This window comes from Labrys sp. 22185, from assembly GCF_052045555.1.
GTDB lineage: Bacteria > Pseudomonadota > Alphaproteobacteria > Rhizobiales > Labraceae > Labrys > Labrys neptuniae.
Genome location: NZ_JBQEPH010000001.1, coordinates 66,680 through 88,271, shown reverse-complemented (window position 1 = coordinate 88,271; position 21,592 = coordinate 66,680). Strand labels below are relative to the sequence as shown.

Below are 21,592 nucleotides of genomic sequence, written 5' to 3'. Positions count from 1 at the left end.
TTTGCGCATGCAGTCAATAATCGCAATCTATTTGTTCAAAAACAACTAAAACCGCCCAAAGAATGCAATCCATTTTCGCGGAATTCAAGGCATCATCCCGTCATGACAATCAAGCCCTGGATGGGAGACGGACATGCGGAAAATCGGCCTGATCGGCGGCATGAGCTTCGAGAGCTCGGCGATCTATTACAAGCTGATCAACGAAGCAGTGCGCGCTCGGCGCGGCGATCTTCATTCGGCCGAGGTCATGCTGCATTCGCTGAACTTCCAGGATATCGTCGACATGCAGAAGGCTGGCCGTTGGGATGCGGCGGCCGAAAGGCTGGCCGGCGTGGCCCGTGACCTCGAAGCCGCCGGAGCCGGCTGCGTGCTGATCTGCACCAACACCATGCATCTGGTCGCCCAGCCGGTGCAGACAGCGATCGCCTGTCCGCTGATCGACATCATCGACGAAACCGCCAAGGCCCTGGCTGCAGCCGGCCGCAGCCGCCCGCTCCTGCTCGCCACCCGCTACACCATGGAACAGGGCTTCTACGCCGAGCGCATGCGCGGGCATGGCATCGAGGTGATGGTGCCCGATGCCGAAGGCCGGGCCGTCGTGCATGACGTCATCTTCTCCGAACTCTGCGCCGGGCTGGTGAAGGACAGCTCGCGCCAAAAGCTCGAGGCGTTGATCGAGCAGGCCAAGGCCGAAGGTGCCGACAGCGTCATCCTCGGCTGCACCGAGATCTGCCTGATCCTCTCCCCCGGCAGCCTCAGCCTGCCCGGCTTCGACTCCACCACGATCCATGCGGCCGCCGCCGTCGATTTTTCGCTTGCCTCCGGGCCGGACGCTGCCCAACTGGCAGCATGATCGATCAGCGAGCAGGAGACAGGTCATGAGCCAGGCGGCAGATCCCGGCCGGGAGGAGAGCGCGAAGGCGGTGATGGAGGGCGAGATCGGCATTCTCGCGCGCCGGCGGATCGAGGCCGGCATCATCGCGCCGATCTATGAGGAAATGCGTGAGCGCCTCGGCGAGGAGCTGGCGCAGTCGATCCTCGATTCCGCCATCCGCAAGGCCGCCATCGAGGCAGGACGCAGCTTTGCCGCCAAGACGCCGGGTGGCACCGATTTGCGCAGTTTCCAGGACCTGCAGGCGCTGTGGACCCAGGACGACGCGCTGGTGATCGAAGTGGTCAAGGCCACCGACACCGAGTTCGACTACAACGTCCATCGCTGCCGCTACGCCGAGACCTACAAGGAGATGGGGCTCGGCAAGATCGGGCACTTGCTGTCCTGCAACCGCGACGGGGTGTTCTGCACCGGCTACGATCCGCGTATCACGCTCGAGCGCACGCAGACGATCATGGACGGCTCCAGCCACTGCAATTTCCGCTACAAGCTGCAAGAAGCCGCCAAGGCGGAATGATGGACCAGCCTCTCGCCAGCCGGACGAACCCGACGCCCCTCATCGATGCGGTGCAGCTCAATGCCGATATCGAGGCCACCGCCCGCTTCGGCGGCACCGGCAATGGCGGCGTCTCCCGCCTCACGCTCACGCCGGAAGACAAGGCCGTCCGGGACTGGTTTGTTGCCCGCTGCATCGAGCTCGGCTGCCGCGTGGACGTCGACCCGATCGGCAACCTGTTCGCGTCCTATCCAGGGCGCAATGCCGCCCTGCCCGTCATCATGACCGGCAGCCACCTCGACACCCAGCCGGGCGGCGGGCGCTATGACGGCGTCCTCGGCGTGCTGGCAGGCCTCGCCGCCCTTCGCGCCCTGAGGAGTTCGGGCATCGTCACCGAACACCCACTGACCGTGGTGAACTGGACCAATGAGGAAGGCTCGCGCTTTTCCCCGGCCATGTTCGGCTCGGGCGTGCATGCCGGTGCCATCGCGCTCGACGAAGCGCTCGCAGTCCGCGACCGGGCCGGGATCAGCGTCGGCGAGGCGCTCGACGCCATCGGCTATCGCGGCAGCCAAGCCTGCAGGCAAACGCCGGCTGCCTATGTCGAGCTCCACATCGAACAGGGACCCGTACTGGAAGCGGAGGGCACCGCGATAGGGGCTGTCACCGGCGTACAAGGCCTGCGCTGGTTCGACGTGGTGATCGAAGGCACCGAATCCCATGCCGGCTCGACGCCGATGGCGAACCGGCGCGATGCGTTGACCGCCGCCGCCCGGCTCATCCTCGCTGTCGAGGCAATCGGCCGTGCCCATGCCCCCGGCGTGCTGACGGTCGGCCATGCCGGCATCTTCCCGAATTCCCGCAATGTCGTTCCGGGCCGGGTCAACCTGCAGATCGACATGCGCCATCCCAGCCAAACCGGGCTGGACGCCATGGAAACGGCGCTGCGGCAGGCCGTCGCCGGCCAGGCCGACAGCCGCATCGAGCGGATCTGGGCCAAGCAGCCGGTGGCCTTCGATCCTGCCTGCATCGAGGCTGTCCGCCAGGCGGCCGCCGATTGCAGGCTGTCCTGTCGCGACATTGCGTCCGGCGCCGGTCATGACGCCGCCCATCTGGCGGCCCTCGCCCCGACGGCGATGATCTTCATCCCGTCCCGCGACGGGCTCTCCCACAATGAACGGGAATATTCCTCGCCCCGGCAATGCGCCGATGGCGCCGAGGTGCTGCTGCGAACCCTTCTCGAGCTCGACCGACGACTGGCCTGAAGACCACCCTTTCAGGGTGTTTCGAACAAACCCGGAAAGGTTTGTATATTAGTCCATAAATACACAGGATAATGCCGCCCCTCACCTTACCTCTCCCCCGTAAGAACGGGGCGAGGAGGCGCAAGCGTTGCGACTCGTTCTCGTCGCATTCGTCTCGCCCAATCATCGTGCGAGACCAAAGGTTCACCGAACATGACTGGACATCTAAGTCCCCTCGCCCCGTTCTTACGGGGGAGAGGTAAGGTGAGGGGCAGCGCGACCTCGACGATCAGACCTGACTCGACTGTGTCAAACACCTTGAAAGGGGTGCGCCTGAAGACCAGCCCCCTGGCCGCGGAACCCGGCAAGATTTGCCGGGGGTTTCGCGCCGTCCTGCTATGGTCTGGGCACCAGTACGCCAAGATCGACCGCCTTGGCCATGGCCTGATAGCCGGCATCGTTGGGATGCAGATGGTCGCCGCAATCATAGGCGGGATTGATATTATTGGGTTTGCTCGGATCCTCGAGCACCTTGTCGAAATCGATCAGCCCGTCCGCCAGCTTGTTGGTGCGGATCCAGGCATTGACCTCCTGGCGGATCTTCTCCTTCTCGGGCGTGTAATAGCCGGAGGTCGGCAGCCCCTTGAAGGTGTCGACGAAGGGCGTGAGGGTTACGCCGACAAAACGGATGCCATGGGCGTGGGCCCGGTCGATGATCTGCTTGTAGCCGGCGATCACGTCCTCGGCCGTCGGCTCGGGATCGGCCGGCGTGATGGCGTCCTTGCCCGGCCAGCCGATATCGTTGATCCCCATCATCATCACCACGGTCGAAACCCGGGGATGGCTGAGCACCGACATGTCGAAGCGACTGAGCGCATTGGTGCCCATGCCGTTGGAGAGCACGCGATTGCCCGAATAGGCCTCGTTGACCACGGCCACATCGGCATGACCCTCGGCCTGCAGGCGCTCCGCGATATGATCGGGCCAGCGATTGTTCTTGTCCGGCGTGGAGCAGGCCCCGTCGGTGATGGAATCGCCGAAGAACACGATCGCCTTCGACTCCGGCTTGGCCGTGGTCAGGATGCGGCTGAGCAGCAGGCGCGATTTGTTGGTGCTGGTGGCGGTGAAGTCTGCCTCCTTGGTCTTGTCACCCGGCCCCGACACATAGCCGGTCTGCACGCCGTCCCAATGGACCGAGGTGATGCCGGCACGCTTGGGCAAATAGAAGCTCACAGCTAGGCTCGACAGGGCCTTGACCGACAGGTCCACCGGGTCGCTGACCAGCGGTGCGCCGGGAGGGATCACGGCCGACGGCTTGCCACCGAAGGTCAAGGGCTTCACCGAGCCTTCGTCGATGGCGCTGCCTCCCTTGGACAGGGCCACGCTGGCCGAACCGATCGTCACCGGGCGCGTGCCGAACTCGTTGGAGATGACCACACGCACCTGCTCGCCGCCGACGCTGATGCGGGCGATCTGGCGCACGGTCTGATCGCCCAGGACTTCGGGCACGTCGAAGGGCGCCGGCAATTCCTCCGCCCAGCGTGGGGCGGGCGTGGCTGCCCAGGTGGTGATCCAGGGCTCGGAGCCTTGCGCATGGGCCGGGACCGCAGCCAAGGTCAGCGCCCCCGCGACAAATGAAGTCCTGACTGCCCATCCGATCAATCGCGCAGGCAAAATCCGATGCATACTCGATCGAGTCCCATAATAATCCAAATAGGAAACCATGGCGCTTTCCATCCCGCTTTGACAATATTGTAAAGTGACGTTGTCTCGATTGCGTATAGAGAAGAAGCATCCGACATCGCAGCGCGGAAGACTTCCGAAGCACCGGGAGACTGTGATTTTTTCCTGGATCTTGCAAGCCGGATACCGAGCGGCATGCTCGTGATCGCCCGATCGGCAAAAGCGTCTTTGAGAATTGGCTCGACGGTAACGGCAAAACCGCGTCGGAATCGGGAACCAGTCAAATACGCCCCCCCGCCTGAACGCGCCTTGCAAGGGTTTAGAGCCGGTCTCTCAGCGCATAATAGCTCATGCCGGCGACCAAAGTCGGCCAGCGCAGCAGGCGCCCGCCCGGGAAGGGCGGCGTCGGCAGGGCGGCGAGGCGATCGAACTCGCCCAGGGTCGCGGCGGTGACATCCGCCAGGATCTTGCCGAAATAGGGCGCAAGCATCACGCCCTGCCCGGAATAACCCGAGGCCGTCAGCACGTTGGGCGCCAGCCGCCGCACGAAGGGCAGGCGCGTGGTGGTGATGCCGAGCGTGCCACCCCAGGCATAGTCGATGCGCTTGTTTTCGAGCTGCGGGAAGACCTTGAGCATGCGCTTGCGCACGAAGGCCTTCATGTCCGACGGAAAGCCCGAGCGATAGTTCTCGCCGCCGCCGAAGAGCAGGCGCCGGTCCGCCGACAGGCGATAGTAGTTCACCACGAAGCGGCTGTCGGCGACGGCATAGTCGTTGGCGATCAAGGCCCTGGCTTCATTGTCCGAGAAAGGCTCGGTCGCCAGGATGAAATTGTTGATCGGCATCACCCGCGCCTCGGTATGGGCGTCTAGCCCCGAGAGATAGCCATCGCCGGCGAGGATCAGCCAGTCGGCGGAAACACTGCCTTGCGCCGTGCGGATTACCGCCTTGCTGTCCTCCGCCCGATAGCTGACGGCTCGCGAGCGCTCGAAAATCCGTACCCCGGCATCAAGGGCCGCCGCCCCCAGCCCTAACGCCAGGTTCAGGGGGTGCAGGTGGCCGCCATCATGATCGACGAAGCCGCCATAATAGCCGCTGGCGCCGAGGACGGCATCCAGTTCGGCCTTGCCGATCGCCTCGACCTTGTCGTAGCCATAGACGGTCCTCAGCTTCTCCGCGTAGGCATGCGACATCGCCACATAGTTCGGCTTGTGGTCGGCGATCAGGATGCCCTGCTTGTAGTCGCAGGCGATCCGGTGCCTGGAGATCAGGCCCTTGAGATGGGCCTTGGCGTCCTCGGCCATGCGCCATAACGCCTTGGCGCCGTCCAGGCCGACCAGTTTCTCCAGATAGTCCTGGTCACGGCGCTGGCCCGAATGAACCTGGCCGCCATTGCGCCCCGAGGCCCCCGAGCCGATCTCGGCCGCCTCGAGCATGATGACCGACAGCCCTTTTTCGGCGAAGGCGAGCGCAGCACCGAGCCCGGTATAGCCGGCCCCGACGATGCAGACATCGGCGCGTTCCTCGCCCAGAAGCCGAGGCTGGGCCGGCAGGCGGTTTGCGGTGGCGGTGTAATAGGAATTGGCCGGATGGCCGGTGTTGTCGGTCATGATCTCTCAGGGGGCGGGGTCTTCAGACCCGCCTTTCCAGCAGCCTTTGGCGATTTCCGGCGAAGAGGCGGGTCCGAAGACCCGCCGCCATGCTAGACGTTCAGGAGCAGATGCTCGCGTTCCCAGGGGCTGATCACCTTCATGAAGGTCTCGTATTCTTGGCGCTTGATCGCGGCATAGGCGGTGACGAAGGACGAGCCCATCACCTGCCGGATCTCCTCGCTCTCATCCATCTCCGCAACCGCCTCGAGCAGGCTTTGCGGCAGTTCGAAATCGCGGTTCTTGGCATCCGATTCGATCGGTGACGTCGCCTCCAGTTCCTCGGTCATGCCGAGATAGCCGGCGGCCAGGCTCGCGGCGATGGCGAGATAGGGATTGGCATCCGAGGAAGGCACCCGGTTCTCGACGCGCCGTGCGTCGGGGCCCGAGGGCGGCACGCGCAGGCCCGCCGTGCGGTTGTCATAGCCCCACTGCACGTTGATCGGCGCCATGGAATCGCGCGTCAGCCGGCGATAGGAGTTCACATAGGGTGCCAGCATGCACATGATCGCCGGCAGATATTTCTGCTGGCCGGCCAGGAAGGAGAAGAACAGCGGGGTCGGGCCGCCGGTCTCCGGATCGGAGAAGATGTTCTGGCCGCTCTCGGCATCGACGATCGACTGGTGGATATGCAGCGCCGAGCCGGGCTCCCCCGACATGGGCTTGGCCATGAAGGTGGCGTAGATCTTGTGCTGGAGCGAGGCCTCGCGGATGGTGCGCTTGAACAGGAAGACCTGGTCGGCCAGCTCCAGCGGGTCGCCGTGGCGCAGATTGATCTCCATCTGGGCCACGCCGTCCTCGTGGATCAGCGTGTCGATCTCCAGGCCCTGATGTTCGGAATATTTGTAGATGTCCTCGAACAGGGCGTCGAATTCGTTGACGGCCGAAATCGAATAGCCCTGCCGGCCGAGTTCCGGGCGGCCCGAACGGCCGATCGGCGGTTTGAGCGGATAATCGGGATCGGTGTTGGGCTCGACCAGATAGAACTCGATCTCGGGCGCCACCACCGGCTGCCAGCCCTTCTTGCGATAAAGCTCGCGGACACGGCGCAACACCTGGCGCGGCGCCTGCTCGACGGGACGGCCGTCACGCGTCATCGCGTCGTGGATGACCTGGGCGGTCGGATCCATCGCCCAGGGCACGGCGGTCAGGGTCGACCAATCCGGCTGCATGAACATGTCGGTATCGGCTTCCACGGCATCGACCAGCCCGTCATAGGCCGGATATTCGCCGGTGATGCACTGATAGAAGATCGAAAGCGGCAGGTTCATCACCGGCGAGGCCAGGAATTTCGACACCGGCATGATCTTGCCGCGGGCCACCCCGCCCTGGTCGGGAACCAGGCATTCGATCTCCTCGATGTCCCGGGCGCGGAACCAATCCTTCGCGCTCTCCACACCGGAGATGCCACGCGCGGATTCGATATCCGGCACGCCAGAATGCTCGGGCTTGTCTGACTTCTTCTTTTTGCTCATCGTCGCACACATGCGGCTTCCACCCCGCAGGAAGTGCGGAGCGGCGACCCGAAACACGCGCCGGCGACCTGTTTGACGGCCCACCAGGCAGATTTCTCTCGATCGAGCCAGCGGCCCGATCGAGGGAAATCTGCAAGATATCAAATATTTGCAGAGTTTCCCGGCAAGGCCCATCCGAGGGCCTTACCGGGAAACTCTGCCTAGGAAGCCATCACGCGACTAACCTCCGGTTCGGGCCCTTGGTTTAGGAGGGCGGAGGCGCACGCGCCGCGCATCGGGGAAGACGCGCAAAAGAGGCATCGGTGGACCGACGCTGGCGCCACACTGCCTTTAGCGGCATGTAAAAGTCAATCGGAACGGTCAAAAAATGTGATCACAAAAAATGTGATCACATTTTTGCTCGGAATCGCATTTCCCCTGTAGACCGCCGCCGACTTCCCGGTTTAGGCTGCAATCAATCACCACAAACAGATGGGATACCATGTCTGATACAGGCGGGGGCGGCGCCACGGCGCCCGTGAAGTCGCAGAAGGCGATCGGGGGCGTTCGCCGCAAATTCCAGCCCTGGGCCGATCCAAAGGAAGTCCCCCTTATCCGCTTCGAGAACGTCACCAAACGCTTCGGCGATTTCGTGGCAGTGAACGAGGTTTCGCTCGACATCCACCCCCGCGAATTCTTCTCCCTGCTCGGTCCATCGGGCTGTGGCAAGACCACCTTGATGCGCATGCTGGCCGGCTTCGAGCAGCCGACGAGCGGGCGCATCACGCTGGCGGGAAAGGATCTCGCCGGCGTGCCGCCCTATGAGCGGCCCGTGAACATGATGTTCCAGTCCTATGCCCTGTTCCCGCATATGAGCGTGGCTGACAACATCGCCTTCGGCCTGAAGATGGACAAGATGCCCAAGGCCGAGATCGAGACCCGCGTCGGGCAGATGCTGAAACTGGTCAAGCTGGAGAAATTCGCCACCCGCAAGCCGCACCAGCTCTCGGGCGGCCAGCGGCAGCGCGTCGCCCTCGCCCGTGCCGTCGCCAAGCAGCCCAAAGTGCTGCTGCTCGACGAGCCGCTCGGCGCCCTCGACAAGAAACTGCGCGAGGAAACCCAGTTCGAGCTGATGGACATCCAAGTCGAGCTCGGCATCACCTTCGTCATCGTCACGCACGACCAGGAAGAAGCGATGACGATGTCCGACCGCATCGCCGTGATGGACCATGGCAAGCTGGTACAGGTGGCTCCGCCCGGTGAGATCTACGAGCAGCCCAATTCCCGCTATGTCGCCGACTTCATCGGCAATATCAACATCCTCGAGGGCAAGGTTTCCTCGCAGAACGGCAGTTCCCTCACCATAACCTCCCACGCCAGCCAGAGCTTCAGCGTGGACAGTGCGGAGGCCTGCTCGGTGGGCCAGAACGTCTTCCTCGCCATTCGTCCCGAAAAGATGCGGATCTCGCTCGATCCGCCCGCGACGCCCGGCAATTCGCTGGCAGGCGAGGTCTTCGACATCGGCTATCTCGGCGACTGGACCAACTACCTGGTCGACATTGCCGGCACCGGCCAGCGCATCCGGGTGTCGCAAGCCAATATGAGCCGCTTCGTCGAGCGCCCGATCACCTGGGAAGACAAGGTCCATGTCAGCTTTGCGCCGGATGCCGGCGTCGTCCTGACCAAATAGGAGGGCGACATGGCTGACAAGACCCGCAAGGGCTTCTTCTCCGGGCGCACCGGAGTGATCGCCATCCCCTATCTATGGCTGACGATCTTCTTCGCCCTGCCCTTCCTGATGGTGCTGAAAATCTCGCTCAGCCAGACTGCGCTGGGACAGCCGCCCTATACGCCGACCTTCGATTTCGATTGGACCTGGCAGAGCATTGCCAGCTTCGTTTCCGAGCTGAACCTCGACAATTACTGGACGATGTTCAACATCTGGGGCGAGGATGGCGATACGCTCTATCTGAAGGCTTACCTGTCCAGCGTGGCGATCGCCTTCGTCTCGACGATCCTTCTGCTGATCATCGGCTATCCCATCGCCTATGGCATGGCGCGCGCCCCCAAGAGCATCCGCCCGACCCTGCTGATGCTGGTGATCCTGCCGTTCTGGACCTCGTTCCTGATCCGCGTCTATGCCTGGATCGGCATTCTCAAGCCGGAAGGACTGCTCAACCTGGTGCTGATCAAGCTCGGCATCATCTCCGAGCCCCTGCAGATCCTCAACACCAATTGGGCAATCTTCATCGGCATCGTCTATTCCTATCTGCCCTTCATGATCCTGCCGCTCTATTCGACCCTGGAGAAGATGGATCACACCCTGCTGGAAGCGGCTGCCGATCTCGGCTGCAAGCCGATCAAGGCCTTCTGGCTGGTGACCTTCCCGCTCTCCCTGCCCGGCGTGATCGCCGGCTGTATGCTCTGCTTCATCCCGGCCGTGGGCGAGTTCGTCATCCCGGACCTGCTCGGCGGCTCATCCACGCTGATGATCGGCAAGCAGATGTGGGACCTGTTCTTCTCGAACCGCGACTGGCCGGCGGCCTCTGCCGTTGCCGTGATCCTTCTGATCATCCTGGTCGTGCCGATCACCTATTATCAGCACAGCCAGGCCAAGGCGCTGGAGACCGACCGATGAAACAAGGCTCTTCCTGGTTCAACATGACCTCGGTCGCCCTCGGCCTCGCCTTCCTCTATCTGCCGATCGTGATCCTGGTGATCTACTCCTTCAACGACTCCAAGCTGGTGACGGTCTGGGGCGGCTGGTCGACACGCTGGTATGCCGAACTTTTCCACGACGAAGCCTTCATGAACGCTGCCAAGATCACCCTGATCGTGGCCGCGGTCTCGGCCACCATCGCCACCATACTCGGCACGCTCGCCGCCGTGGTCCTGGTGCGCATGGGGCGCTTCCGTGGCCGCATGACCTTCTCGGCCATGGTCTATGCGCCGCTGGTGATGCCCGAGATCATCATCGGCCTGTCGCTCCTCTTGTTCTTCATCTCGATGGGCGTCGACCGCGGCTTCTGGACCATCACCCTCGCCCATGTCACGCTCACCATGTGCTTCGTCACCGTGGTGGTGCAATCGCGCCTGCTCAGCTTCGACCGTTCCATCGAGGAGGCGGCCCTGGATCTGGGCTGCCATCCCTTCAAGGCCTTCTTCCTGATCACACTGCCGATCATTGCGCCGGCGGTGATCTCGGGCTGGATGCTGGCCTTCACCCTATCGCTGGACGATCTCGTGCTCGCCAGCTTCACCTCGGGTCCGGGCTGGAACACGCTGCCGATGCGCATCTATTCCTCCGTCCGCCTCGGCGTGACGCCGGAAATCAACGCCGCCTGCACGCTGATGCTGGCCGTGGTCGCCCTCGGCGTGGTGGCCGCCGCCATCTATACCAGCCGGGCCGAAAGGGAGCGTGAGCGCGCGGAAAGGCTGGCCGCGGCCGGCTGACCCCGTCCAACCCATTATCCGAGAGGTTCAGGCCCTCGCCCCATCCACGGGGCGGGGGCCTTCTCGTTTGCCCCTTCCGGGCATGTGGCCCATCCCTAGAGCAAAGCGCGTTCAAGCGTGAACGCTTATGTGCTCCAACTCCTTGTTCCCAAGCCAATCCAAAGGATTGGCTAAGGCGTCTTTGCGATTCTTGGTGATTCCACCAAATCGCAAAACGCTCTGGCTCGATCCGCGTCGGCACCTGTCAATTAACGACTCCAATCAAACATTTTCTAACACAATCGCTCTTGCGATGTTATATTTTGTTGAATAGCATGGCACTCAATCAGCGGAATCGACACGCCTTTCCGTAGGCGCATTCGAGTCCGGACCAGAAAAAAGCGATCATATCCGTCATTTTCTCAGTGGTTATTGCCTTTTCTGTCAGAATTGGCGCAGTCCAGCCGAGAGATGACGGGTTTGATCGCCATGGGGAAACTGAACATTGGCGTTGGAAACAGTTATTGATCATGTTTGATTCTGTTCTTTTCCGCATCACGACGCTTGCCCCTCTCGCAACGCGCTAGGAAGCACCATGGCGTCCATCGAACTCGACCACGTCTCCAAGCTCTACGCCAATGGCGCCTATGGCGTACGCGATGTCGACCTGACGATTCCGGACGGCGAGTTCGTCATTTTTCTCGGCCCGTCCGGCTGCGGCAAGTCGACCACCTTGCGCATGATCGCCGGGCTCGAAGGTATTTCCTCCGGCGATTTGCGTATCGGCGGCAAGAGCATGACCCATGTCGCTCCGCGCGACCGCAACATCGCCGTGGTGTTCCAGAGCTACGCCCTCTATCCGCATATGAGCGTGCGCCAGAACATGGCCTTCGGCCTGAAGATGCGCGGCGTCGACGCCACCACCATCGATGCCAAGATCGCCGACGCCGCCCAGTTGCTCGGCCTGCAGAACCTGCTCGGCCGCAAGCCGGCCGCGCTTTCGGGCGGTCAGCGCCAACGCGTCGCCCTGGGACGGGCCATCGTGCGCGAGCCCGCCGCCTTCCTGCTCGACGAACCGCTCTCCAACCTCGATGCCCAGCTACGGGCCGAGATGCGGCTCGAACTGATCAAGCTCCATCGCCGCCTCGGCCGTACCATCGTGCATGTCACCCATGACCAGGTCGAGGCGATGACGATGGGCGACCGCATCTGCATCATGCGCGAGGGCCGGCTGGTCCAGGCCGGACGCCCGCTCGAGGTCTACGCCAATCCAGCCAACACCTTCGTCGCCCGCTTCCTGGCGACCCCGCCCATGAACCTCATTCCGGCCAGGCTGGAGAGCGCGTCGGCGGAAGGCCTTGTGGTGGTGACCGACGTCGGCGCGAGACTGAGCGTGCCGGCGCGCCACAACGGCGCCTATGGCGGCCAGGCCGGCCGCCAGGTGATCCTCGGCATCCGGGCAGAGGACTTCTACGAAACTCGGCAGCATCCCGACTGGCAGAAAATCACGATCCGCGTGGTCGCCATCGAAGCCCTCGGCGCCGAGAACATCCTGATCGGCCAGATCGCCGGAGAAGGTGGGACCGGGGACAAGCCACTGGAGATCGCGGCCCGGCTCGGGCGCAACTTCACCGCCCCGATCGGCTCAACGGTGGAGCTCTATGTCGACGCCCTGCCGATGCATCTGTTCGATCCCGAAACCGAGCAGGTGATCGCCAGGCCGGCGCTGACGGGAGGGGCATGACGACGATGCGCAGCGACAGTGAGACCATTCCCTTCCGCCGGCGCTTCGGCCTGCATTTCGGCCTCTGCCTCGTCTGCGCCCTCATCCTGCTGCCACCGCTCTGGGTACTCAGGACCAGCTTCCTGCCCGAGCAGCTCTCCTACAGCAACGAACTGATGCCGGCCTTCACCACCGAGAATTATGCGGCGCTGATCTCCAGCCGCTTCGGCGGCTCCTATCTCAACAGCCTCGTCGTGGCACTCGGTTCGGTGCTGGTCGCCCTGCCCTTCGCGGCGACCACCGGCTATGCCTTCGCCCGCTTCCGCACTGGCGGGCGCTGGGCGCGCTTCATCGTGCTGGCCACCCAGATGCTACCGCCGGTAGCACTGGTACTGCCGACCTTCACGCTCTTCCGCAGCCTGGAACTCTCCAATTCGCTGACCGGGCTGATCATCGTCTATGCTGCCCTCAACCTGCCCTTCCTGACCTGGATCCTGATGGGCTTCTTCGAGGGCGTGCCTGTTGATCTCGAATGGGCCGCCATGACCGATGGTGCCACCGCCTGGGGCGCGTTCTGGCGCATCGTGCTGCCGGTGTCGCTGCCCGGCATCGCCGCCGCCGGCGTGCTCGGCTTCATCCTGGCCTGGAACGAATTCCTGTTCGCCCTGGTGCTGAGCGGCCCGACCACGGCAACCATACCGGTGGCGCTCGCCGCGCTGCAGACCTCCAACGGCGTGCAGATCGCCAAGGTCTCGGCCGGCGTCATCCTCGCCATCCTGCCTCTGGTGATCGCCTCGCGCTTCATCCAGCGCTTCATCGTCCAGGGCCTGACTTTCGGTAGCGTCAAATAGACCGGCAACACGGAGAGCGGCGGCCAAATCTCAAATAAGGATGGCCGCACATTACAGAGAGAGGGATAGAGCCATGATCTGGAACGAGAACCGCCTGAAGACGACCCTGCTGGCGGCTGCCGGCGCGGCGATGCTGCTGGGGGCATCGCTGTCGTCGGCCGCCGCCGAGACCGTCACCCTGCGCGCCTTGATGGAAGACGTGCCGGAGACCAAGATCATCGAGGCGCTGCTGCCGGAATTCGAGCAGAAGACCGGCATCAAGGTCGAGTTCGAGAAGATCGGCTATCCCGATATGCACGACAAGCTGGTGGCCCAGCTCACCGGGCCGCAAAGCTACTACAACCTGCTCGAAGTCGACTTCCTCTGGGCCGGCGAATTCCCGGCTGCGAACTGGCTGGTGGACCTCAAGCCCCTGGTCGAGAAGAGCAAATACGACCTCGGAGCCTTCATCCCCTCCACCATCGAGTTGCTCGGCGGCAGCCAGGACAAGCTCAACCTGGTACCCATGTACAATTATTCGATGGGCCTGCTCTATCGAAAGGATCTTCTCGCCGACGAGAAGCTGAAGGCGGCCTATAAGAGCGCCACCGGCAAGGAGCTCGCCTTGCCGACCTCGCTGGAAGACTACGTCGCGATCTCCAAATTCATGAAGGCCAACGCCAAGGTCGCCGGCGCGGCGATGCAGGGCCAGCGCGGCGATCCCAACAGCATGGAATTTTCCAACTACCTGTTCTCGGCGGGCGGGGCCTATCGCGATACCGCCGGAAAGGCCAGCCTGAACACGCCGGAAGCCAAGAAGGCGCTCGACCTCTATGTCGACAACATCCAGAACGGCGCGCAGCAAGGCGCGACCTCGGCCACGCTCGACGACACCATGCGGCTGATGTGCTCGGGCGCGGCCTTCTCGATGGTGACCTATTGGTGGATGCTGCCGCAGATGGACGATGCCGCCAAATGCCCGACGGTTGCCGGCAAGGTCGGCCTTGCGGTGATGCCCGGCGGCCATGGCGAGAGCGGGGGCTGGGGCTGGGGCATTCCTAAGAACACCACGCCGGAAGAGCAGGAAGCGGCCTGGACCTTCATCCAGTGGGTGCAGAGCAAGGAGGTCTCGGTGAAGCGGGCCCTGCAGGGCCACGCCCCTGTGCGCTCCGACGTCTACAAGGATGCCGACGTGCTGAAGAAATACCCCTTCTACCAGACGGCCGAGTCCGTGGTGGCAAGCGGCAAGTCCTTCCCGATCTTCACCTATTCGGCCCAGTACGAAGACGTGCTCGGCACGCAGCTCTCGCTTGCGGCCGGCGGCCAGGCGACATCCGAAGCGGCGCTGAAGGCAGCCTCCGACGGCTTGCAACAACTGCTCGACAAGTGACCCTGCCCCGGCGCGGCCTTCGAGCCGCGCCGGTTCTGCCCAATTGACCGAACGGTGCGACAGATGAGCATGATGGGATTGGCTGGACGCAGCCGGGAATGGCGGATCGGATGGGCGTTTGCCCTGCCCGGCCTCTTGCTGCTCGCCATCGTGATGGGTTTTCCGCTGGTCTATGCCTGCATCCTGTCGATCTCGTCGATGACGCTGATCAAGCCCAGCCTGATGCCGCTGGTCGGCTTCAAGAACTTCGCGTCGATGCTGGCCGATCCGCTGTTCTGGAATGCGCTCTGGCTCACGGTTCGCTATTCGGCCATCACCGTGATCGGCGAGTTCGTGATCGGGCTCGGCATCGCCCTGATGCTCAACCGCACCGTGCACATGAAGCCGGTCTATTTCGCCATCCTCACCATTCCGATGGCGATGTCGCCGATCTCGGTCGCCCTGATCTGGCGCATGCTGCTGCAGCCCAATCTCGGCATCGCCAACCATCTGATGGAAAGCTTCGGTCTGCCCCGGCTCGACTGGCTGGGCACACCGGGCATGGCACTGTGGACGATGGCGGCCATCGACATCTGGCAGCAGATGTCCTTCGTAGTGCTGATCCTGGCCGCTGGCCTTGCCGCCCTGCCGCGCGACCCCTACGAGGCCGCCGAGGTCGACGGCGCGAGGGCCTGGCAGCAGTTCTTCTACATCACCCTGCCGATGCTGCGGCCGGTAGCGGCCATCACCGTCATCATCCAGCTGATCAACGAATTCCGCACCTATGACCTGCCCTATGTGCTCACCAAGGGGGGGCCGGGCAACGCCACGGAGGTGCTTAGTTTCTTCGCCTATCGCCGGGCCTTTCTCGGCCTGTCGCTCAACGAGGGAGCGGCAGCGGCCTTCGTGCTCCTGGTGATCGTGCTCGCCCTCACGGTGATCTTCTTTGCCGTGCTGGAGCGCTCGCAGGCCAGCGAGGGCGGGCGCTGACCCTGTTCCTACTGTGCCGCCGAGGCCGGCGGCGTCTTGCCAGTTTCCTGTGTGACGTCACGGCCCGGCCGGATAAAGCTGCGCAGCAGCGGAGCAGCGGCACCCGAACGGCGGATCAGGGCCTCGGTATCGGGCTCGACCACCGGCACCTCCCAGCCCCCATAGACGCGGAAGGGCAGGCGGAAGGGATTGGCGGCATCGGCGTCGCTCCAATTGGCCACCCCCGCCATGTCGAGGCTGCGCAGGGCGATATTGGCATCCCCCGTCAGCGAAACCGAAAGGGAGCCGTTCTCCATGCGGCAATCGGCGGTCTTGGCCATGCCATCTGCGATCTTGAAGCTGGCCTTGGCGAGGTCGAAGGTGGTACGGCCGCCATAGGAGGATTCAAAGCGGGCCGAGAGCGGCCGCCGCTCGATCTTCTGCATCAGGCTGGCAAGGTCGATGCCGACCAGGGAACCGCCGGCGACGCTGATGTCTGCCCTCCCCTGCAACGAGCGCGACAGCTCGGCGATGGAGGCGCCGGTACCGTTCACAGCCATCGTGCCCGTGCCGGTTCCTTCCAGGCGCCGGAAACCGAATAGATCGCCGAGCGCGCTGCCCATATCGACGCCTTCGAAGCTGGCCGCCGCGGCGAGTTCGGTCATCTTGTCGGAAGGCTTGAGCGCGATATTGCCCTTGAGCGTGCCGCCATAGGCGACAGCCTCGCCGAGGGCGAGCTCGAGCTGGCCGTTGCGGGTTGACACCGTTGCCGCGGCACGGCCGAGACGGACCTTGTCGATGGTGGTCTCGCCGGCCGAAATACGCAGATCGAGGTCGCTGACCAGCAGGCTGTTGATGCTGATATGATCGGCACGCCATTTGCGCGGCCGGCCATCGGCGAGCTGAAGTTCATTGGAATAGGCGCTGAGGTCGAGCGTATCGGCGGCAAGCGTGCCGCTGACCTTGGGACGCTCCTTGCCGAATTCGACGGTGAGCGAGCCTTCGGCCTCGTTGCCGTCGAGCGAGAGCTGCACCTCGTTGAGGGAAATGGCACTGTGATCGAGCGTCAGGGGCGACTGCAGGTCATAAGCGGCGAGACTGCGCCCGGCCGGCAGGCCGAATCCGAACCAGCGCAGCGTATCGCGCAGCGAAGTGCCGCTGGCCGAGACCTTGCCGTCCAGCCGCCCCGCCCCATCCAGCGTACCGCTGGTAGCAAGGTTGAGCGTATCCCCCTTGATACGCGCCCGCATATCCGACTTGCCGCCTGCGATCAGGCTGGCGGGATCGGCGAGTGCGACGGCAATCTCGGCCTCGCGGTTGCGCCAATTGATCACGCCGGCCGCCGACATTGCGTCGCTGCGACCAGCCCAGGCGAACGTGACGTCGTCGACCGAAACGGAGGTGGCCCGGCCGAGCGCGCTGTCGTCATAGCGGATGGTGCCATCGACAAGGCGGATGGTCTTGACCGGCATCGGCTTGTCGAAGCGCCCGGCGGCGGCCTCGGCCAGCACGCCCTCCTTGAAGTCCCACGAGCGTATACCGTTCTTGCCCGCGGTGAGGCCGATGCTGGCGCGCTTGAGCATCAGGCCCGATATCTCGATGCGCCCGATCACCAGAGACGCCAGGCGTAGCGTCCCCTGCATCTTGTCGGCCACCAGCAGCGGCGGCAGGCCTTCGGCGGCGGGAATGGTGACCTTCTCGATCATCAGCGTCGGCAACGGTGCCCAGGCCAGATGCACCTGCCCCTCGATGACGGGCGTCCGGCCGGTCAGGGCAACGATCTCGCGGGTAAAGGTATCGCGTAGCACGCTTTCCGGCGTCAGCCATGGCACGGTGAGCACCAGTGCAATGAGCGCAGCAGCGATAGCGGCCAGGGATAGCCCAATACGCTTCATGCCGTTTCCGCGCCTCGCTCGATCAAAAGGTGGTTAGTGACCTCTGCCATGCGCCCGGGCGACGGAGCTGAATCACAAACTCGATCCATTATAAATGGCAGTCCATCATGGTAAAAGCGAGGCTTGGTTGTGGCAAAGCCGCCATGCGGGAAAAGCGGCGGTCGCCGGCCATGACGGGTACGATACAATCGCGTGCCTCCAGTCCCCTATCATGGACCATCATGGTTAAGAAAGCCGGAAGAGGCCGGCGCGCCGACCTTCCGTGAAACCGCTCGGTTCTATCCTGCGGGCACCCCGATCAGATAGACCATATGAAACGGCTCCTGTCCCGGCTCCCCGAGCGACACTCGTTCGCGCCTCCAGGGCAGCGCAGAAGCAGCCAGATTGGCCTCGAAGGCTTCCGACTGGGTGGCCGACCACAGGCCGGCGACACCTCCCGGTGCGAGGGCGCTGATAATGCGGGCAATTCCCTCGCCCGAATAGAGCCAGTGGTTCGGCGCGTGCACGACATAATCGGGGCCATTGTCGGTATCGAGCAGGATGGCGTCGAAGCCGCCGGGCTCGGCGGCGATGATCTCGGCGACGCTGCCGGTGCGGACCTCAACGCGGGGGTCGGCCAGCGGATGACCGGCGAGCGGAGCGAGCACACCCCGGTTCCAGGCGACGATCTCGGGCAGGAGTTCGCTGACCAGGATGCGCGCCTGCGGGCCAGCGGCGTCGAGCGTCGCCCTCAGCGTATAGCCCATGCCGAGGCCGCCGATCAGGATACGCGGGGCTTGCGCATCCAGATGGCGGCAGACGGTTCTCGCCAGCACGATCTCCGAGCGGGGATCATGGTTCGACATCAATTCCCAACCGTTGAAGCGGATGTCGAAGAGACCGCCGCGCCGGCGCAAGGCGATCCGGTCGCCCTCCGCCGTCACCAAGCTGTCGAGTTCCGTCCAGATCTCCATCACCCCCGCTCCCTCACGCACGCGACGGTCTTATAGCAGGACGGCGGCAAAGGCTTCAGCCTTTCCAAGGACCGCGATCGTCCGGATGACCGACCGCTTTCGAACCGAAGCCCGGATCCCGGCTGAGACGGGTTGGTGCATTACCCTCTTCCTTAGAGCGCGAAATCGTCATACTGCAGTTGCGAAGAGCGATGCGGCAATGCCGGAAACTCTGCAAAGGAAAGCGCCGAAGCAAAGGGAAACAGCCGAGGACATGGCCAAGGAAACCACTGCCCAGGAAGCCACTGCCAAGGGAAGCACTGCCAAGGGAAGCACTGCCAAGGGAACCACCGGCAAGACCGCCAAGGACCGCAAGACAGTCACGCCCGTGTCCGACGAGGCGCTGGCGGATGCCACCGAAGCCGCTGCCGAGCCGGCCGACGACAAGCCGTTATGGGTACCCTCGCCCGAGCGTGTCGCGGGAACGCAGGTCGCAGCCTTCATCGCGGCTGCGAACGCCCGCCACGGCCTCGCCCTCAAGACCTATGCCGACCTGCACCGCTGGTCGGTCGAAAGCGCTGCCGACTTCTGGAACCTGATCTGGGACGACAGCGGCATCAAGGGCGAGAAAGGCGAGCGTCTCGCCAGCGATCTCGACAACATGCTCCAGGCCCGTTTCTTTCCGGACGCCAGGCTGAACTTCGCCGAGAACCTGCTGCCGCGCAGCGACGACGAGCCCGCCTTGATCTTCCAGGGCGAGGACAAGGCCAGCCTCACCTTGAGCTGGCGCGAACTCACCGACCTCGTCTCGCGGCTGCAGCAGGCGATGCGCGCCGAAGGCGTGCAGGTGGGCGATCGCGTCGCCGCGATGATGCCCAACCGGCCGGAGACGGTGGCGATCATGCTGGCCGCCGCCTCGATCGGCGCGATCTTCTCGTCCTGCTCGCCCGATTTCGGCGAGCGCGGCGTCCTGGACCGCTTCGGCCAGATCGCGCCCAAGCTGTTCTTCGCCATCGACGGCTACTGGTATGCCGGCAAGCGCATCGACAACGGCCCCAAGGTGATCGCCATCGCCGCCGAGCTCGGCTGCAAGACGGTGATCGTGCCCTATCTCGGCGAGGCCGAGGCGGTGGCCGCCAAGATCCCGGAAGGCACCACGCTGGCGATCCTCACCGCGCCCTACCGGGCCAAGCCGGTGACGTTCGAGGCGCTGCCCTTCAACCAGCCTTTGTTCATCCTCTATTCCTCCGGCACTACCGGCGTTCCCAAATGCATCGTGCACGGGGCCGGCGGCACGCTCCTGCAACTGGTCAAGGAACACCGCCTGCAATGCGACCTGCGGCCGGGCGAGCGCAGCTTCTACTTCACCACCTGCGGCTGGATGATGTGGAACTGGCTGATCGCGGGCCTGGCCAATGGCGAGACGCTGCTGCTCTATGACGGTTCGCCCTTCCATCCCGAAGCCGGCGTGCTGTTCGATTTCGTCACGCGCGAAAAGGGCGTGATGTTCGGCACCTCGGCCAAATATATCGATGCGGCCCACAAGGCCGGGCTGACGCCGCGCGAGAGCCATGACCTGTCCTCGCTGCGGCTGATGACCTCGACCGGCTCGCCCCTGTCGCCGGAAGGCTTCCGCTGGGTCTATGAGGACGTGAAGGCCGATCTCCATCTCGCCTCCATCTCGGGCGGCACCGATATCGTCTCCTGCTTCGTGCTGGGCGATCCCACCTCGCCGGTCTGGTCGGGCGAGATCCAGGCGGCGGGCCTCGGCATGGCAGTCGACGTCTGGAACGACGATGGCCAGAGCGTGCGCGAAGAAAAGGGCGAGCTGGTGTGCACCCGCCCCTTCCCCTCCATGCCGGTGAAGTTCTGGAACGATGAAGGGGGCCACAAATACCGGGCCGCCTATTTCGAACGCTTCGACAATGTCTGGCACCATGGCGATTTTGCCGAATGGACCCGCCATGGCGGGCTGATCATCCATGGCCGCTCCGATGCCACGCTCAATCCGGGCGGGGTACGCATCGGCACCGCCGAACTCTACGCCCAGGTCGAGAAGATTCCGGACGTGCTGGAATCGCTCGCCATCGGCCAGGATTGGGAAGGTGACGTGCGCATCGTGCTGTTCGTACGCCTGCGCGAAGGCGTGACCCTGGACGACGCCCTCGTCGACCGCATCAAGCGCCAGATCCGCACCGGCGCCTCGCCGCGCCACGTGCCGGCCAAGATCATCGCCGTTGCCGACATTCCCCGCACCAAGTCCGGCAAGATCACCGAGCTTGCCGTGCGCGACATCGTCGCCGGCCGCAGCGTCAAGAACCAGGAGGCCCTGGCCAATCCCGAGGCGCTGGCCCTCTACAAGAACCTGCCGGCACTGAAGGATTGAGCAAGAGGCCCGCCGCTTCCCGGGCCGATCGCATCGGCGGCTCCAAAATCGCGACAATGTTGTTTCTTGCCGGGTCCAGCCCGGCAATGACAAGATGATCATCGCGCCGGTAGCCATCCCCGGCGCGCCTTGACAGGACACATCAGGAAACAGCGACGGTGCAGGTTTTGCGCATAGGCAGGGACATCACGAGGGCCGCCATCACGGCCCTTGCCGTCTATGCGCTGCTCGTCAACACCCTGCTGATGGGCGTGCTGATGGCGCCGCAATTGCGTGCCGATACGCTCGACCGCAACCTCGCCGCACTCGAAATCGTCTGTGCCGGCAACGGCATGGGCATCACCGATGCGGGATCGGGCCCACCCGCAGACCATCGTGGTCATGAGGCCGAGTGCTGCATCCTCTGCCCCGGCTTCGGCGGTCCGGCCTCACCCGCCGGCATCGACCTGCCGCGGCGCCTGCCCGTGGTGGCTGCCCTGGCCCCCTGGGCGGCGGACACCCGCATCCCGCCATCCCTCCATCGCGTGGCCGCCCAGCCGCGCGGACCGCCCATGGCATGACCTGAGAACGACTCCCCTTTTGTTTTCCGCCTGACGCCGCCCGCAGCTTCCTGTTGCGAGCAGGCGGACGGCAACTCAG

General features: G+C 64.0%; 17 protein-coding genes. 12 read left to right on the top strand and 5 right to left on the bottom strand.

Annotation, left to right across the window (positions count from 1 at the left end; translation table 11 throughout):
- The first annotated feature begins 133 nt into the window (after window positions 1–133).
- From ACTJKX_RS00400 to ACTJKX_RS00390, 3 genes are read left to right on the top strand one after another with little or no spacing between them, the layout of a single operon-like run.
- Window positions 134–853, top strand: a complete 720-nt coding sequence (locus tag ACTJKX_RS00400) for an aspartate/glutamate racemase family protein (RefSeq protein ID WP_440724011.1) — start codon at window positions 134–136, stop codon at window positions 851–853.
- A gap of 25 nt (window positions 854–878) precedes the next feature.
- Window positions 879–1,409, top strand: a complete 531-nt coding sequence (locus ACTJKX_RS00395) for an L-2-amino-thiazoline-4-carboxylic acid hydrolase (RefSeq protein WP_440724010.1) — start codon at window positions 879–881, stop codon at window positions 1,407–1,409.
- Window positions 1,406–2,653 (top strand): Zn-dependent hydrolase, encoded by a 1,248-nt coding sequence (locus ACTJKX_RS00390; protein ID WP_440724009.1) that lies wholly within the window; start codon window positions 1,406–1,408, stop codon window positions 2,651–2,653. Before ACTJKX_RS00395 ends, ACTJKX_RS00390 begins: the two co-directional genes overlap by 4 nt.
- A 375-nt stretch (window positions 2,654–3,028) precedes the next feature.
- Here the strand turns inward: ACTJKX_RS00390 and ACTJKX_RS00385 are convergent, their stop codons facing one another.
- The 3 genes from ACTJKX_RS00385 to ACTJKX_RS00375 all read right to left on the bottom strand — a co-directional run bounded on the left by ACTJKX_RS00385 (window position 3,029) and on the right by ACTJKX_RS00375 (window position 7,450).
- Entirely contained in the window at window positions 3,029–4,246 is a 1,218-nt protein-coding gene (locus tag ACTJKX_RS00385; protein ID WP_440724008.1) for an SGNH/GDSL hydrolase family protein, read from the bottom strand.
- Between the two features lie 388 nt (window positions 4,247–4,634).
- Window positions 4,635–5,924, bottom strand: a complete 1,290-nt coding sequence (locus tag ACTJKX_RS00380) for an NAD(P)/FAD-dependent oxidoreductase (RefSeq protein ID WP_440724007.1) — start codon at window positions 5,922–5,924, stop codon at window positions 4,635–4,637.
- A gap of 92 nt (window positions 5,925–6,016) precedes the next feature.
- Window positions 6,017–7,450 (bottom strand): glutamine synthetase family protein, encoded by a 1,434-nt coding sequence (locus tag ACTJKX_RS00375; RefSeq protein ID WP_311944755.1) that lies wholly within the window; start codon window positions 7,448–7,450, stop codon window positions 6,017–6,019.
- A 469-nt stretch (window positions 7,451–7,919) separates the two neighbouring features.
- Between ACTJKX_RS00375 and ACTJKX_RS00370 the strand changes: the two genes are divergently transcribed.
- From ACTJKX_RS00370 to ACTJKX_RS00340, 7 genes are all read left to right on the top strand, one after another.
- A complete protein-coding gene (locus ACTJKX_RS00370) occupies window positions 7,920–9,107 on the top strand; it encodes an ABC transporter ATP-binding protein (RefSeq protein WP_367624277.1) in 1,188 nt (395 codons plus the stop codon).
- Window positions 9,108–9,116: 9 nt separating this feature from the next.
- Window positions 9,117–10,055, top strand: coding sequence for an ABC transporter permease subunit (locus tag ACTJKX_RS00365; RefSeq protein WP_311942457.1), 939 nt, complete (start codon window positions 9,117–9,119; stop codon window positions 10,053–10,055).
- Complete coding sequence (locus ACTJKX_RS00360; protein ID WP_440724006.1) at window positions 10,052–10,870, top strand: ABC transporter permease subunit; 819 nt, start codon at window positions 10,052–10,054, stop codon at window positions 10,868–10,870. Before ACTJKX_RS00365 ends, ACTJKX_RS00360 begins: the two co-directional genes overlap by 4 nt.
- Before the next feature lie 574 nt (window positions 10,871–11,444).
- Window positions 11,445–12,593, top strand: a complete 1,149-nt coding sequence (locus tag ACTJKX_RS00355; protein ID WP_440724005.1) for an ABC transporter ATP-binding protein — start codon at window positions 11,445–11,447, stop codon at window positions 12,591–12,593.
- Window positions 12,590–13,423, top strand: coding sequence for a carbohydrate ABC transporter permease (locus ACTJKX_RS00350; RefSeq protein ID WP_367624278.1), 834 nt, complete (start codon window positions 12,590–12,592; stop codon window positions 13,421–13,423). Before ACTJKX_RS00355 ends, ACTJKX_RS00350 begins: the two co-directional genes overlap by 4 nt.
- A 73-nt stretch (window positions 13,424–13,496) precedes the next feature.
- Window positions 13,497–14,792, top strand: coding sequence for an extracellular solute-binding protein (locus tag ACTJKX_RS00345; RefSeq protein WP_394310539.1), 1,296 nt, complete (start codon window positions 13,497–13,499; stop codon window positions 14,790–14,792).
- Between the two features lie 63 nt (window positions 14,793–14,855).
- A complete protein-coding gene (locus ACTJKX_RS00340; protein WP_440724004.1) occupies window positions 14,856–15,761 on the top strand; it encodes a carbohydrate ABC transporter permease in 906 nt (301 codons plus the stop codon).
- Window positions 15,762–15,769: 8 nt separating this feature from the next.
- On the opposite strand, the gene ACTJKX_RS00335 is transcribed toward ACTJKX_RS00340, so the two are convergent.
- Complete coding sequence (locus tag ACTJKX_RS00335) at window positions 15,770–17,635, bottom strand: AsmA family protein (protein WP_440724003.1); 1,866 nt, start codon at window positions 17,633–17,635, stop codon at window positions 15,770–15,772.
- 278 nt (window positions 17,636–17,913) lie between these two features.
- Window positions 17,914–18,588 (bottom strand): hypothetical protein, encoded by a 675-nt coding sequence (locus tag ACTJKX_RS00330; RefSeq protein ID WP_394310542.1) that lies wholly within the window; start codon window positions 18,586–18,588, stop codon window positions 17,914–17,916.
- A 253-nt stretch (window positions 18,589–18,841) separates the two neighbouring features.
- Between ACTJKX_RS00330 and ACTJKX_RS00325 the strand changes: the two genes are divergently transcribed.
- Complete coding sequence (locus ACTJKX_RS00325; protein WP_440724002.1) at window positions 18,842–20,953, top strand: acetoacetate--CoA ligase; 2,112 nt, start codon at window positions 18,842–18,844, stop codon at window positions 20,951–20,953.
- 158 nt (window positions 20,954–21,111) lie between these two features.
- Complete coding sequence (locus ACTJKX_RS00320) at window positions 21,112–21,513, top strand: DUF2946 family protein (protein ID WP_440724001.1); 402 nt, start codon at window positions 21,112–21,114, stop codon at window positions 21,511–21,513.
- Window positions 21,514–21,592: the final 79 nt, after the last annotated feature.

Bases quoted from the DNA above. Each gene is read 5' to 3' on its own strand.
- ACTJKX_RS00375 (WP_311944755.1), bottom strand. From the start codon at position 7,450: ATGTGTGCGACGATGAGCAAAAAGAAGAAGTCAGACAAGCCCGAGCAT.
- ACTJKX_RS00355 (WP_440724005.1), top strand. From the start codon at position 11,445: ATGGCGTCCATCGAACTCGACCACGTCTCCAAGCTCTACGCCAATGGC.
- ACTJKX_RS00340 (WP_440724004.1), top strand. From the start codon at position 14,856: ATGAGCATGATGGGATTGGCTGGACGCAGCCGGGAATGGCGGATCGGA.
- ACTJKX_RS00335 (WP_440724003.1), bottom strand. From the start codon at position 17,635: ATGAAGCGTATTGGGCTATCCCTGGCCGCTATCGCTGCTGCGCTCATT.
- ACTJKX_RS00345 (WP_394310539.1), top strand. From the start codon at position 13,497: ATGATCTGGAACGAGAACCGCCTGAAGACGACCCTGCTGGCGGCTGCC.
- ACTJKX_RS00330 (WP_394310542.1), bottom strand. From the start codon at position 18,588: ATGGAGATCTGGACGGAACTCGACAGCTTGGTGACGGCGGAGGGCGAC.
- ACTJKX_RS00360 (WP_440724006.1), top strand. From the start codon at position 10,052: ATGAAACAAGGCTCTTCCTGGTTCAACATGACCTCGGTCGCCCTCGGC.
- ACTJKX_RS00390 (WP_440724009.1), top strand. From the start codon at position 1,406: ATGATGGACCAGCCTCTCGCCAGCCGGACGAACCCGACGCCCCTCATC.
- ACTJKX_RS00350 (WP_367624278.1), top strand. From the start codon at position 12,590: ATGACGACGATGCGCAGCGACAGTGAGACCATTCCCTTCCGCCGGCGC.
- ACTJKX_RS00400 (WP_440724011.1), top strand. From the start codon at position 134: ATGCGGAAAATCGGCCTGATCGGCGGCATGAGCTTCGAGAGCTCGGCG.
- ACTJKX_RS00370 (WP_367624277.1), top strand. From the start codon at position 7,920: ATGTCTGATACAGGCGGGGGCGGCGCCACGGCGCCCGTGAAGTCGCAG.
- ACTJKX_RS00380 (WP_440724007.1), bottom strand. From the start codon at position 5,924: ATGACCGACAACACCGGCCATCCGGCCAATTCCTATTACACCGCCACC.
- ACTJKX_RS00365 (WP_311942457.1), top strand. From the start codon at position 9,117: ATGGCTGACAAGACCCGCAAGGGCTTCTTCTCCGGGCGCACCGGAGTG.
- ACTJKX_RS00395 (WP_440724010.1), top strand. From the start codon at position 879: ATGAGCCAGGCGGCAGATCCCGGCCGGGAGGAGAGCGCGAAGGCGGTG.
- ACTJKX_RS00325 (WP_440724002.1), top strand. From the start codon at position 18,842: ATGGCCAAGGAAACCACTGCCCAGGAAGCCACTGCCAAGGGAAGCACT.